Source organism: Photobacterium kishitanii, from assembly GCF_003026355.1.
Lineage (GTDB): Bacteria > Pseudomonadota > Gammaproteobacteria > Enterobacterales > Vibrionaceae > Photobacterium > Photobacterium kishitanii.
Genome location: NZ_PYON01000026.1, coordinates 1 through 14704 on the forward strand (window position 1 = coordinate 1; position 14704 = coordinate 14704).

Consider the following 14704-nt stretch of genomic DNA (forward strand, 5'->3'; position numbering starts at 1 on the left):
CTCCAATACTGATATCTAATTTGTAATAAAAGAAGAAAAGTAAAGAAAATAATATAGAAAGTAAAAGAATTACAATTGAAGTTATAAATATTAAATCCTGCTTTTTAAATGAATCATATTCTTTCCAATATTTAATAAAAATAAGATCAAACCCTAATCTTGATATTACAGACATGAATAATACTGATGACAAGTAAAATTGCACAATACCAAAATCAACAACATTTAATTTATGAGACAATAAAACACTAACAAAAAATGAAAGAATTGTTGCTAGTATAGTAACGATAAAACTAGAGAGGCTATTTTTTAACATTCGTAATCTCACAGGACCATATATAACAATAATTATTTTTTGTTATTTATTATCATATAATCTCTAACTATCGCTCTAAATCCGTTATCAAATTTAAAGTAATTAAAAAAGTTTTTAAAAAAATCCATACTAATTCTTATTTCGTTATATAGCTTAAACTTATACTCAATAAATAATTTATTATTGTATATAAGTTCATACTCGCTTTCATTTAAATAAGAACTTGCTAATAACTGATTATATATATCCATTCTAACTTGTAATACTTTCTTCTTGCTAGAAATTGAAGTTGTCTCTTTAATTCCTATTAAATTATTCGAATGCTGTCTATATAATATCAAAGGTTTGTTTATATATTTTATTTTCCTTTTTATCGCAGAACAAATACTATACCACGCATCATGTGGTATATTTTCAGGAAGTTCAGGAATTGACAAAACAAAGTCCCTATTAATAAAGACTGTTGCTCCCGTTACAATAAAATCTTTACAAATTTGATTATTAAATGTAGGCACCTTCTTTATATGTCCTAATTCAGAAAGCTTTTTTTCTAACATATTAAGTTTTTCATCAACTAAATAAGCATCACTAAAAACCATTTCAGTATTGTAATCCATTTCATTTAGAATCAATTCTGCTTTATTTGGTAACCAGAAGTCATCTTGATCACATAAAGCTATAACCTCCGCAGATATACTTTTAATTCCACTATCGAAATTCTTGGCATATCCGAGATTTTTTTTATTTATTTTAATTTTAATTTTAATTTCAGAATCTATTTTCTTTATTATTTTAATAGTATCATCATTCGAACCATCATCAAATATATATATTTCTTTAGGTTTTACTGTTTGATTTAGAATGCTATAAATTTGCTCTTTAATATAAAATGAGCCATTATAGGTACAAAGTACAACACTATATTCACGAACCATTATTTACACTCATCAATATTTAAAACAAATTTGCCTATCATATTTTCAACTTTATTAACGGTATTCCCTTTTATTTCCTCTTCATTTGCTATTTTATATAGAGAATAAAAATCATCCCATAAATAATTAGAAGGTCTATAGTCAGTACCAATAGCATTTAATAAGTGTTTATCCCTAACCTTTACCACGTCGGGTGAATTTTCATACATAAAAGAGAAGTCAAAAAAAACAACCCTATCATTTAAAATAAGTATATTATCTCTTTTTAAGTCCCTAAAAAATATACCATTTTGATTTATCTTGTACACTATTTCATATATTTTATTTAGATCTTCATTATCTAATTTCTTTTCGACTTCATCCCTGAAATTATAAGCTAATAATAAAGACTTAAAACACCGATAAGTAGCTATTGGTGAAATAATATATTTATCACCAACCAAGTTACTTAGCCTTTTTGAAAAAAAAATTTCATTTACTAAAAATTCTCTAAAAACTTCCCCTTTTAAAAAATATTTATTATTATCCTTATAAGCAACTAAATAAAAAAAACCGTCATGCCATTTGTCAACTAAATACTTATCTACCCTTTCATATTTATAATTATTTTTTAAAACAAAAATATAAACATTACAAAAAAGTAATGAAAAAAATTTATATAGATACTTCCGTCTATAAAGATATAATTTTTGTTTTAATTTTATGTAATACATATCTAAATTCTCGATAAATAGGGAATAATTGTCTGTATAAGCTCTCTTTAGGTCCATTGTACTGATAACCATAGTATTCAATCATGGGATCTTGAGGAACGGTTATATCAAATTCCTTAATAATTTTATTAAATAGAGTTAGAGACTCACTCTGTCTTATTATATTTTTATGTATTATAGAATGATATATGTCAGCTTTCTGCTTATTACTTTCATTTAATATACATATATCTTTATTTATGATTTTTTCATTTAGCATTTTTTTTTGCCAGCGAGAATCGAAGCAACCATCACCGATATAGTTAATATCTATATGTACATATACATCACCAATTTTAACTTGATAACGACTGGTTGAAAATTTTTTCCCTTGATGCTTCAAATTCAATGTATATATAAAGTCTTTTTTATTCTCAACAAGAATATCTATATCTTCATTACCATTTAAAAAATACTTATCAATCTCCCCTCTCATTATTACATAATTTGGAACGGAATTCAGACAAAGTAAAAAATCATCACTATTTTTATATCCATGAGATCCAAGCAAATCTCTGTATTTAATATCTAAATCATAATCTCCAAATTCTTTTTTTTCCTTAAAATCAATTGGCTTCTTATGAAAAATTAATCTTATATCATGCTCACTTTCTTCTATATTATTAGTTGCATGTATTTTATGACCACCACCAGTCCATTCTCTATATTTAACTTTCAAATTATAGATATTTTTATTTAATAATAAATACCCTCTCCCTGAACCTATATCAATAGATTCGTAGGTTGGATTTATATCTTCTACAATTATGCAGGTAAATGGTCCAGTTCCACAGTGTTTTTGTTTAAAGCTATTATTTGGTAGTTTTTGTCCATAAAGTCTACTTAAATTTTCAGAGAATAACTCTGAACTCCAAGCAACTGTTTCAATATGTAATATATTAAATTCGCCATCAAGATCATTTATTATTTTGTTTCTTGATTCTTTAGCTTCTGACCAAATAAGAAATAAGTGTATTTCAGACATTTTAACCAACTAATATATTTATAATGGTACTTGATGAACGACCATTGCCATAAGGATTATGAGACAAGCTCATAGCTTTATATGCGTTTTTATCTTTTAACAAGTCATTTATTTCAGATAAAATTATTTTAGTATCAGTACCAACTAATTTTACTGTTCCAGCAAGGACTGCTTCTGGGCGCTCTGTCGTATCACGCATAACTAATACAGGCTTCCCCAAAGATGGTGCTTCTTCTTGAATACCACCAGAATCTGTTAAAATAAAATAAGAGCGATCCATTAAATAAATAAATGGTAAATATTGCTGCGGCTCTATTAAATAAATATTATTAATATCATTTAAAATGCGGTTTACAGGTTCACGGACGTTTGGATTCAAATGCATCGGATAAACAATCTGAACATCTGGATTTTCTTTTGCCGTAATAGCAAGAGCCTCACAAATACGCTCAAAACCACCACCAAAACTTTCACGTCGATGACCAGTGACCAAGATCATTTTTTTAGACTCATCTAAGAAAGGAAATTGAGCTGCTAGTGTTGCGTTCAAATCAGCATTTGTATCAATTTTATTCTTCACCATCAATAAAGCATCTATCACTGTATTACCAGTGACATAAATATCTTCGGCTAAAAAGTTTTCTTTTAATAAATTCTTTTTAGATGTTTCTGTTGGAGCAAAATGGTATTTAGCCAATGTACCCGTTAAACGTCGATTGGCTTCTTCTGGCCATGGAGAATAAATATTACCGGTACGAAGGCCAGCTTCTACATGCCCAACAGCTATTTGCTCATAATATGCAGCTAAACTAGCTGCAAATGTTGTTGCTGTATCGCCATGAACAAGTACGACATCAGGTTTAAATTCTTGTAAAACAGGTTTTAACTCAATTAATATTCGCGCAGTAACATCATTTAATGTCTGACCCGCTTTCATAAGATTCAAATCATAATCAGGTGTAATTTCAAATAACTCTAATACTTGATCTAACATTTCACGATGTTGCGCTGTAACACAAACCTTAGCTTCAAAACGTTCATCACTTGCAAGAGCATGAACTAATGGTGCCATTTTAATTGCTTCGGGACGCGTACCAAAAACTGTTAATATACGTTTCTTATTCATAATTAATATCTAATCAAAAGTGTGAGGAAATAAATTTAGTATTTAAATATCTAATTGTTATTGGTGTATTTCTTGAGTCTTTTCTTGTCGGCCAAACAACTTATTCACCCAAGTCGTGATCCGCCAAATATGACTAATTGCTGTAAAGTACACAGCGAACATGATTAAGAAAGCCACGAACATAGTTGATTCCGCAACACCATTGAGATCAGCAATAATCCCCACCGCCGCACAAATCGATGCTAATAAGCAGATAATAAATAACGTCATTAATGACGATAAGCCCATGCGCTCGCAGATATGATGCAGATGCTCACGATCAGGTTTAAACGGCGAATGGCCTTTGCGCATGCGGCGGATCATAATGGTTGCCATATCCATTAACGGCAATGCAATTAACCACAAGGCAGTTACTGGTTTAAATGCGATTATTTCTGGTTCTTGAGTGCCACGGATCAGCATCCAAATTACTGAGAAGCCGATAAACATACTACCTGCATCACCCATGAATATTTTAAAGCGTCGCCCTAGCGGAAAACCGAGGTTCAACAGAATATAAGGGATCAATGCGGTTACAATTAACAAACAAATCGTGGCTAAATACTCATTACCACTGATATAAAATACAATCCCTAATGCCGTAAACGTCACCGAGGCTAAACCGCCCAGCAAACCATCAATACCATCGACCATATTAAACGCGTTGATGGCACCGATAACCGCAATCACGGTGATCACGGAACCAGTCACTTCATTAAGTGCAATGGTGTCACTGCCCATCAAAAAACCTAGATTATGCAAGCTATGGCCACCGCCCCAGATCATCACTAGTGAAATCCCTGCTTGCACGATTAAGCGGATTTTAAAGCTGACATCAAAGTAATCATCCAGCGCGCCGAGCACAATTAAAATCGCCGAGCAGCCCAAATACAATTGCAAGTTTAGGCTCATCGGTAGAAACAAAGTAAAGCCAGCTAATAATGCTAAGTAAATGGAAATTCCGCCCACCAGAGGCACGACCCCTTTGTGGTGTTTGCGGGCGTTAGGTTTATCCACCAGACCAATTTTCTTCGCCACTTTTCGCATAACGAATAACGTTATAAACGACATAAGAAAGACAAACACATATGAAGTATTCATTATTGCCAACTTTATAAAAATGAAATATAAACTAAAATGGGTATGTAAAACGCGTTGCTTTGGGTGTAAAAAATTAATTTTTTAATCAGACCAACTCAGTGTTTTTAAGGTTCTTAGACACAAAAACTAAAATTTGAGCCATAAAAAAGCACTAGCCGTAGAGACTAATGCTTTGTTATAAACAAGTTTACTGGTTATTTGGCTAGTAGAAGGAATAGGTCCCCAGGGGCTAGGGATTATTTCTATATAAATATTAACTCTACAACACGTGGTGAGTAGATTCCCTATCTCGCTCGTAACCTCGCTGTAGGGAATGACGGGACTTGCTCGTACATTCGCTATAGACAATGAGGATGAATTCGACATTTACTGTTGAGAATGACGGGAATCTATTTACACCAATATCGACCATTTAATATTTCAACATTCGGTAAGTAGATTCCCTATCTCACTCGTAACCTCGCTGTAGGGAATGACGAGGGTGGCTAATTACTTATTATCACTCGCGTAACTATAGTTGTAATAACCATAGTTACCGCCATAAGTTGAGCTTGCTTTGCGCACCACGGCGTTAAGAATACAACCTTTAACTTCAATACCATTTTGTTCAAAACGGTGTTTAGTCACTTCAATTTCTTTAACTGGGTTTAAGCCAAAACGTGCCACAATCATGGTTGTGCCAGCATGAGCGCCAACAATTGCTGGGTCAGTTACCGCCAAAATTGGTGGTGTATCGACTAACACTAAATCATAGTTTTCAGATGCCCAATCCAACAACGTTTTTAAACGCGGGTGCATTAATAACTCAGATGGGTTAGGTGGCACTGCGCCACGAGCGATAAAATCGAGGTTTTCAACACCCGGTGATTTAATCACTTGCTCTAATGTTTGCTGGCCACTTAAGTAATCCGCTAAACCAGGTTTACTATCAACACACATTTGGCGTTCCATGCGACCTTTACGCATATCGGCATCAATTACCAATACTCGCTGACCGCCTTTAGCCATTACCGCCCCCATGTTAGCTGATACAAATGACTTACCGATACCTGGACTTGGACCGGAGATCATCACGATATTGTTACGTGCTTCCATCATCGCAAAATGTAAGCTGGTGCGTAAACTACGCAGTGCTTCAATTGATAAATCAGCAGGGTTTGAAACTGCCAGTAAAGCTTGGCTAATCTGTAATTGTTGCTTTGATTTAGATTTCTTTTCTAAATCAGTCTGCCAATCTGATAACGGAATTGATGCATAAACAGGTAAGCCTAGTGCTTCTATTTCATCAGGGTTTTCAACACCACGATGTAAAGCAGCACGCAAGAACGCAATTGCAACACTTAACATGCCACCCAATAAGGTTGCTAATACAACGATTAGTGCTTTCTTTGGTTTAACTGCATTAGTATAAACTTGCGCGGCATCAAGAATACGCACATTACCAACAGTACTGGCTTTAACAATATTAAGCTCTTGAACTTTATTAAGTAGTTGAACATAAATTTGCTGGTTAACTTCAACATCACGGGTTAAGCGTAAAATCTCACGCTGGGTTGCAGGTAATTTTTCAATACGCTTATTTAAACGAGTCTGCTCTTTCAATAATGTTTTACGTTTATCCATTAATGATATATAAGCTGGGTGCTCTTTGGTAAAACGCTGTGAAATATCGGTTTCTTTAAAGGTTAACTGGTTTAGCTGAGATTCTAAGCCGACCATGGTTTCAAGTGCTGATTTTGCTTCTAAACTTAAGTCTACTGATTCATTATTTTGACGGTAACTATTAAGTTTATCTTCTGCTGCCATTAACTGGATTTTAATTTCCGGTAAGTGTTGCTTTAAAAATACCAAGCTATTTTCAGCTTCAGCCGAGTTACGCTCTACGTTTTGCAAAAAGTAGTTTTTACTGATGTCATCAACAATTGCTTTAATATCCGCGCGATTCTCACCAAGCATTGATAATTGTAAAATACCGGTTTGTTTACCTTGCTCTGCTACAGACAAATTACGTTGTAGATTTTGAATTGCATCAATACGGCTAATTTTTGCTAACGAAAACTCATCGCCTTTAGCTGCCTGTAAATCCGTAATAAAAAGTTGATAACCGTTCGTCTGGGCTAATTCCCCCACTTTACCGATTAATAGCTTACGGCCATCACTATCATTAAGTTGGTACTCACCTTTATCTGCGTTAGTAACAACGATTTGATAACCGCCCTGTTCACGGCCATCAGCAACCGTAAAACGTGATACATTGATAAATTGCTGCTCGCCCATTAAGCGCGCTAAACCTTTACCAATAACAGGAAAATATTCAGGGCTAACAACAATCGTCAGATTTAATTTATCAACGGTTTCACCTAATACCATCCGTGATTTGATGATTTCAGTTTCAGTAGTTGCACTTGATTCACCACCACCAAACATTTCTGCCATGTCACCACCAAGGGCTGGCATACCTGTACTTTTGGCTTCAATTTGAATTAAGGCATCCGCTTTATAAATTGGGGTTGCAAGTAAAGCATAACCGATGCCGACAACAGCAAAGATAAAGGTGGTGATAATAATCAACCACCGATTATCAATTAAAATACCAAACAGTTTACCAATATCGACTTCGTCCGTTCCTGGAGAAGAGTGAGGTTGGGTGTTTTGAGTCGCAGTCATGAAGTAAAGATTCCGATTTAAAAATTTCAAAGATGTGCACGAGAAAGAGCCAAGGCGTCATCCCGACATTATTTAATTAAGGGTGTTGATAGTTAAATATACGGCGCTGAGAGTAGTTCCCCTATCTCGCTCGTCCCTCGCTGTAGGGGATGACGGAAATAGCGCATCGTCATTCGCTATTGGAAGTGACGAAGACAAACATGCCGTCATTTACAGATAAAGCGATCAATTACAACTTCTTCGCCCATGCTGTAGCGGCTTGATCAATTAAATCATATGCATGATCAAATGCTTCTTTACTTAAACGATATGGATCTGGGATATCTTGTTGGCCAATCCATTGTCCAAATAGCATCGTTTTACCGCGAGCTTCAGGGGCAATACTTGTAACAGCATCGATATGACCCTTTTCCATCACTAAAATCAGATCATAATCACGACATAAATCACTGGTTACTTGCTGCGCTTGGTGGCCTTCAAGAGAATAACCATGATCCAGTGCCACTTCAGCTGCCATTTTATCAGCAGGTTTTCCGGCTAAACCACTTTTCGCAGTACCAACGCCAGCCGAGGCAATATGTTTATTGGGTAATTTAGCTCGCAGGATACGCTCGCCTGATGGTGAACGACAAATATTGCCCACACAAACAACAAGAATTTTATTGAACATAGTAAATAGCTTTTGAGGGATGATATTGCGAGGTTCGAAGTCTAAAATATCATCCGTCTACATAATTAGAAATAAGACACAAAAAATACGAGTAATGCATTTGTCGCTTTACTCGCCATTTAAATATAGGTTATTAAATTATTAGTGTATGAATTACTTCAGGTTCAAATAGTAGTTCATGCCTTCAGATAACTGATTAAAGCTACCAATGGTTGGCACAAGTTGTTGAATCACACGGTTCCAACGCGCAATTGGCGCTGCAGTTACATACACCACATCATAAGGCTGTAATTCAAATTCAGTACCAATCACTAATGCGGTCGCATCTTTAATATTTAACTGATAAATATTCGCAGCGGGTGCATGCGGTGTTTTAGTTAAATCAGGATGATTGGCACGAATAACAAACACGCCAGTTGCATCCGCTTGCAATTCATTAATGCCACCGACACCGCTTAAGGCTTCGGTTAAACTCATGCCTGCGCGGTCAATTTTAAGTAGCTTAGGCTCTTTAACTTCGCCCAGCACAAACACTTTTTGAGCATCATTACGTGGCACATGGACAATATCGCCGTTACGTAACAGGCGGTTTTGGGTTAAATCACCACGTTGCATTAGCGCATATAGCGATAAGGTTTGATCTTTACCATTGCGGGTTAATGTGACATTGCGCCAATCTGCATCAGCCGCCAACCCACCAGATTTATTAATCGCATCAAGCAAAGTTAGTGGCACATTAGTTATCGGCTGTTGGGCTGGATTTTTTACTTCGCCAGTAACATAGGCTTTTTGAGCACGGAACGCCGCCACGTTGACATCAACTTGTGGTTTTTCAACATATTCCGCTAATCGCTGCGCGATATCAGTTCGAATCTGCGATACCGTTTTACCCGCAACCTGCACTTTTCCAATGTAAGGATAAAAGATTGTACCGTCAGCATGAACCCAGTTACCGGCTTCACTTGCACTACGGTAAGAACCAGCAGGAATAGTCAGCTCGGGGTGATCCCAAATGGTAATATTTAAAATATCGCCAGGGCCAACATGATATTCATAACCAGCAAGCTCTTGTTCAAGCTTGGTGTTTACCTGCGCTGCAATTTTCGCCACTTTAAATTGACTAATATTATTAACAGTTAACGGGAAAACATTCACTTGTTGATCAAGTGTAGGTTGTTCCTGATTGACTTCAGTAACGTGCTTACCATCAAGGCTAAGATGCGATCCCGGCATACTACAGCCAGCTAACATTACAGAAGCAACTGCTGTGACAAGCAATTTTTTTGATAATTCCATGAGATTAAGTTCATTTCAGCATTGATGGATGGGAATGTATTTTCAAATGAGAATGCTACCGCCCGAAGGTTACAGCTCCTCACTTGCTTTAAAAAAGTATGATTTTTTTGTTGACAATAAAACATAAACGCTATGAATATATATAAGCAATAATCAGTGTTTATATTACATATTTATCTAAAAAAAAATAATACGTAATATTGGCGTTATTTATATTGCTGATGGATTCTACTTAATTTGCGTATGAAATGAAATATAAAAATTTGCTCATTTATTATCTATCATATTATATTTTTGTCACACAATACATATTGTAACCATTTGTAATACAAAGGGTTAAGCATAAAAAGCAAATACTTGCAACATATAACTATAAATAATACCAACCATAATCCAATAATGGTGATGAATATCACAAACCGCACATTCAAACCAATCGAGACTAAAAAAACATTACGTGGTTATATGTAATTATTCGGTATAATTATTAATTCAGCACACCAATAATTTACGATAATAAATGTCATTTTTTTGACAGCATATATATTGTTTTTATCAATTAAGGATTTACATCATGAAAAAGAATGCATTCGTTCTTCTAGCTGCTATGGCTATGTCTTCATCAGCATTTGCTGGCGGTTATGTTGCAGATGATGCTGCACCAGTAGAAGCAGCACCTGCACCAACAGGTCAAGCAGCTGGTGTTCCAGCAGCATCTACAACAGCGGCAGGTACAACTACTGCTGTTGTTGTTGGTGGTGCTGCGGCAGTAGCTGCAATCGCACTAGCTGCATCAGATTCAGGCAACACTAACTCAACAACAACTTCTACTTCTACTTCTGTTAGCGCAGCTAAGTAATTGATCAGATTTGACCTGATAAAAATTTAGGTTAATAAAAAAATAACCGTGCTTGTCACGGTTATTCTATTTTGTAAGCTATTCGATTATCGCAATCTATAGCTCTCTTTGGATAGCCTATCGGAAGCACTGCCCCATGCTTAAAAATATCACTCGTCCCCCTATTTCAAAGCTGTTGCTGATCTCGGCAGCAGCTTTATTGCTTTCAGGCTGTAGTCAAAAAATAACCAGTGTTAACGATACTGTTCGCCTTGCCGTACAAGGCAGCGCAGATATTCACAAATCGGCTTATACCGTTGCAGCATTACCTTATGCTAGCACTTATGTTCGTATCGATAACCAAGCGCAGCTATTTATGGTGCTGGCACTGGCTGAATCTGCTACAGGTGAAACAATCACTAATGCCTCCCCTAAAACGTCACCGCCACAACTTAAATGGCTTGCCAGTGATAACGGCATGCTAGTAACCCAAAGCGGACGAATTATAAAAACCGTTAACTTGAGCGCTGGTAATTTATTAGCGACTCAAAGTAATACTCCCGATCCATTAGCACTCGGTTTACATTTGGCATCAACACCCACAACTTGGCAGCGCACGATTGATTGGCAACCGGGTTACCACATCGGTTATCAACTCGACTCACAATTTGTGTTTGAGCAGCCTGAAGTATTAACCATTCATGGCAACTCAGTGCCTGTGCTGCGCTTTCGTGAAAATGTCACCGTAAAGCAGCTTGATCGCCACTACAGTAATACTTTTTGGATAGATCAAACGACGGGAAAAGTGGTAAAGAGCCAGCAATATTTAGCCCCCTCTTTACCGAGTGTTGAAATGACTATTCTTAAACCTTTTGGCTAACGGTAGTATCTTTTATGTCTTGTTCAGTTTTCACTACAACAGCTCGCTACTCGATTTACTCTGCGCTAGCAAGTCTGTGCTTATTGGTTTCAATGCCAACCGTGGCACAAAACCTTATCACTCTCCATGCTAACGGCCACTCAGCGGCGGCAGTAAGTTTACAATACGCCGAGCCGGTACGGTTGGCACAAGTTGTTAGCGATAGCCTTAAACTCCGTACTGTTACTGCAACACCGTATTGGCTTGGTAGTAGCTTAACCACCACCACCGAGCCAGCAACTAAATCGGTGTTGATAAAGCAGTTAACCCAATTAAGTCAACACCACAGCGACGATGTCGCTATTAGCCATAGTTTTGCTAATACCGCTCAGTGGTTACAACAACAGATTAAGACTCAACGCTTAGCTGTGGCTATTGATATCGATAAAGTACGTTTAAACCAAACCGATAACCCATTATTAACAGGTAACTATCAGTTGCAACTGGCTAATCGTCCAACTTCGGTCACCGTTATTGGTGCGATTGAAAAACCGCAACAACTTGATTGGCAACCTCGAATGGCAGCTAACGATTATTTAGCTCAAGTGACGCCAATTGATATTGCTACCAACAGTTACGTGACTGTGATTCAGCCTGATGGGGTAATACAACAACATTCGATTGCGTATTGGAATAACAACCACGCCGATATTGCACCAGGGGCGATTATCTACCTTGGTTATCAGTCTTTATTTCATGATTACAGTGGCTTAAACCACGATATTTCTTCAATGCTAACCAACAGGACGTTGTAATGAACTCTGTCACATCGGCTTCTACTCGCCGCAACCTATATCAACGTCCTTTATTTACTTTATCTGCATTAGCTATCGCGTTATTGCCATTGTGTAATGCGCAGGCAGATGAGTTTAGCTACCCTGAAATGCGCTATTCCAACAGTGATTTTGGCGGTGTGGGCTTAATGCAGATGCCAACTGCGCGTATGCAACCAGAGGGAGAGTTTACCTTTGGTACTACTATTAGCAGTGATTACCACCATTACTGGGCGTCACTACAACTATTGCCATGGCTAGAAACGACCATTCGTTATACTCAAGTTCCTGATCTTTATTACAGTGGTGATCATAGCTTTAGTGGCGATACGCTCTATACCGACAAAGGTATCGATGCCAAGCTACGTTTATGGCAAGAGTCTTATTGGTTACCGGAAGTGGCGATTGGTATTCGTGACCTTGGTGGTACCGGCTTATTTGATGGTGAATTTATTGCCGCTAACAAGCGAGTTGGACCATTAGATTTCACCCTTGGTTTAGGTTGGGGTTATATCGGCCAGCGTGGCAATATCTCTAACCCACTGTGCAAAGTCAGTGATACTTTCTGCAATCGTAACAATGGCTTTAAAGATAATGGTGGTAGTTTTGATACTGGCCGTTGGTTTAAAGGTAATGCTGCCCTTTATGGTGGGGTGGAATACCAAACGCCATGGCAACCATTGCAGCTAAAGTTAGAGTATGACGGTAACGATTACACGGATGATTTCCGTGCTAACCGTGGTCATGATATGACACCAAAATCGCCATTCAATATTGGTGCTGTCTATCAATTAACCGATTGGGCAACCGCTAATATCAGTTATGAACGTGGTACTACTGTTAGCTTTGGTTTAAGCGTTAATACTAACTTTAACCAACTTAAAGCCAGTTGGTTAGATGAGCCAATACCAACGGTAACAACCACACCTGCAACAAATAATTTAACCACCGAGCAATGGCAACAATTAGCCCAAGATGTTGAGAAAATTGCTGGCTACAAAAATCCAACCATTTATCAGAATGGCGACAGTAGCATTACTGTGGTTGCTGAGCAGGTTAAATATCGCGATCGTGATCAAGCTCAGTTACGCGCGGGAATATTACTTAATAACCAGGCCCCAAAAGTAGAACAATTCCATATTGTTGAAACGGTTGCTAATCAGCCAATCACTGAAACAGTGCTTAACCGTCAGCAACTGCTGCAAGTCGCAAACAATGATTATATCGGCAGTAATATTGCTGATAGTCGTACTACTGCTGCACCTAACGCTATTCAAGGTCAACAAATGGTTGATCTGAATCAGAACTGGAATATCGGTATTGCACCAACTCTACAGCAATCACTAGGTGGCTCAGAAGGCTTCTACATGTTTAATGTCGGTGCTACTGCCAGTGCTGATTATTGGTTTAATAACCATTTCACAATCGGCGGTTCGGTTTATTTAAATCTCTACGATACTTACGACAAATTTAAATATGATGTGCCGCCAGATGGCACCCATAATAAACGTGTGCGTACTTTGGTACGTCAGTACATTACTGATAACACATTACGAATGAATAACTTACAGCTAACGTGGTTGGATCAAGTATCAAGTAATTGGTATGCACAAGCGTATGCGGGTTATTTAGAAGTGATGTTTGGTGGCGTGGGTGGCGAGGTGCTTTACCGCCCTGTTGGCAGTAATTGGGCTCTGGGGCTAGATGTCAATTATGTTAAGCAGCGTGATCCACATTCGGCGTTTGGATTCTTTAAAGATCAAAACCAATACGATGATCATTTAGGTCGCCCATACGAAGTCCAAACAGGCACTACAACGGGTAATTTAACCGCGTATTACCAACCACAATGGCAATGGTTACCGAATACACTATTAAAAGTCAGTGCTGGGCGTTATTTAGCTGAAGATACTGGTGTAACTATCGACTTCTCGAAGCAATTTGATAGCGGCATCATTGCTGGTGCTTTTATCACTAAAACGAGTATGTCAGCAGCAGAATACGGTGAAGGTAGCTTTAATAAAGGCTTCTATATCTCGATTCCATTCGACATCCTAACCGTTAAGCCAAGCACTAGCCGTGCCCATATCTCATGGTTACCAATGAACCGTGATGGTGGTCAAATGTTAGGTCGCCAATATCACCTTTATGACTTAACGGATGGGCGTCAACCATGGAGCGGACGTAAAGCTTTTAATAACTAAATTGTGTTAATAGATTGGTAACTCATTCTTTGGGTTACCGATTTTCGTCACTATTCGACTCATTTTTGTAAATACGCATTTTT

13 protein-coding genes are annotated in these 14704 nt (G+C 37.2%); 4 read left to right on the forward strand and 9 right to left on the reverse strand.

Features of this window, described 5'->3' with window-relative positions; all coding sequences use genetic code 11:
- The 9 genes from C0W29_RS19570 to C0W29_RS19610 form a co-directional block, all read right to left on the reverse strand.
- Window positions 1-316, reverse strand: a 316-nt coding sequence (locus C0W29_RS19570; RefSeq protein WP_146147155.1) for an oligosaccharide flippase family protein, incomplete at its 3' end; no start/stop codon positions are given.
- Window positions 317-348: 32 nt separating this feature from the next.
- On the reverse strand, window positions 349-1251 hold the full coding sequence (locus tag C0W29_RS19575) for a glycosyltransferase (RefSeq protein WP_107174171.1): 903 nt from the start codon (window positions 1249-1251) through the stop codon (window positions 349-351).
- Window positions 1251-1964, reverse strand: coding sequence for a protein kinase family protein (locus tag C0W29_RS19580; RefSeq protein WP_107174170.1), 714 nt, complete (start codon window positions 1962-1964; stop codon window positions 1251-1253). The genes C0W29_RS19575 and C0W29_RS19580 overlap by 1 nt, the downstream gene beginning before the upstream one ends.
- Complete coding sequence (locus C0W29_RS19585) at window positions 1924-2988, reverse strand: hypothetical protein (RefSeq protein ID WP_107174169.1); 1065 nt, start codon at window positions 2986-2988, stop codon at window positions 1924-1926. Before C0W29_RS19585 ends, C0W29_RS19580 begins: the two co-directional genes overlap by 41 nt.
- A gap of 1 nt (window position 2989) precedes the next feature.
- Window positions 2990-4114 (reverse strand): non-hydrolyzing UDP-N-acetylglucosamine 2-epimerase, encoded by a 1125-nt coding sequence (gene wecB / locus C0W29_RS19590; RefSeq protein WP_045045395.1) that lies wholly within the window; start codon window positions 4112-4114, stop codon window positions 2990-2992.
- A 57-nt stretch (window positions 4115-4171) separates the two neighbouring features.
- Window positions 4172-5254, reverse strand: coding sequence for a UDP-N-acetylglucosamine--undecaprenyl-phosphate N-acetylglucosaminephosphotransferase (gene wecA / locus C0W29_RS19595; RefSeq protein WP_107174168.1), 1083 nt, complete (start codon window positions 5252-5254; stop codon window positions 4172-4174).
- Window positions 5255-5743: 489 nt separating this feature from the next.
- Window positions 5744-7921 carry a polysaccharide biosynthesis tyrosine autokinase gene (locus tag C0W29_RS19600; protein ID WP_045045394.1) on the reverse strand — a complete coding sequence of 726 codons (2178 nt, stop codon included), beginning with the start codon at window positions 7919-7921 and terminating at the stop codon, window positions 5744-5746.
- A gap of 229 nt (window positions 7922-8150) precedes the next feature.
- Window positions 8151-8591 carry an arsenate reductase/protein-tyrosine-phosphatase family protein gene (locus tag C0W29_RS19605; RefSeq protein ID WP_045045393.1) on the reverse strand — a complete coding sequence of 147 codons (441 nt, stop codon included), beginning with the start codon at window positions 8589-8591 and terminating at the stop codon, window positions 8151-8153.
- Window positions 8592-8744: 153 nt separating this feature from the next.
- Entirely contained in the window at window positions 8745-9887 is a 1143-nt protein-coding gene (locus tag C0W29_RS19610) for a polysaccharide export protein (protein ID WP_045045392.1), read from the reverse strand.
- Window positions 9888-10461: 574 nt separating this feature from the next.
- Here C0W29_RS19610 and C0W29_RS19615 point away from each other — a divergent pair.
- The 4 genes from C0W29_RS19615 to C0W29_RS19630 all read left to right on the forward strand — a co-directional run bounded on the left by C0W29_RS19615 (window position 10462) and on the right by C0W29_RS19630 (window position 14621).
- Window positions 10462-10746, forward strand: coding sequence for a hypothetical protein (locus C0W29_RS19615; RefSeq protein WP_045045391.1), 285 nt, complete (start codon window positions 10462-10464; stop codon window positions 10744-10746).
- A gap of 136 nt (window positions 10747-10882) precedes the next feature.
- Window positions 10883-11605: a YjbF family lipoprotein gene (locus C0W29_RS19620; RefSeq protein ID WP_045045390.1), complete on the forward strand. Its 723-nt coding sequence runs from the start codon at window positions 10883-10885 to the stop codon at window positions 11603-11605.
- A gap of 14 nt (window positions 11606-11619) precedes the next feature.
- Window positions 11620-12399, forward strand: a complete 780-nt coding sequence (locus C0W29_RS19625; RefSeq protein ID WP_052671685.1) for a capsule biosynthesis GfcC family protein — start codon at window positions 11620-11622, stop codon at window positions 12397-12399.
- Window positions 12399-14621 carry a YjbH domain-containing protein gene (locus tag C0W29_RS19630; protein WP_045045389.1) on the forward strand — a complete coding sequence of 741 codons (2223 nt, stop codon included), beginning with the start codon at window positions 12399-12401 and terminating at the stop codon, window positions 14619-14621. Before C0W29_RS19625 ends, C0W29_RS19630 begins: the two co-directional genes overlap by 1 nt.
- Window positions 14622-14704 lie beyond the last annotated feature (83 nt).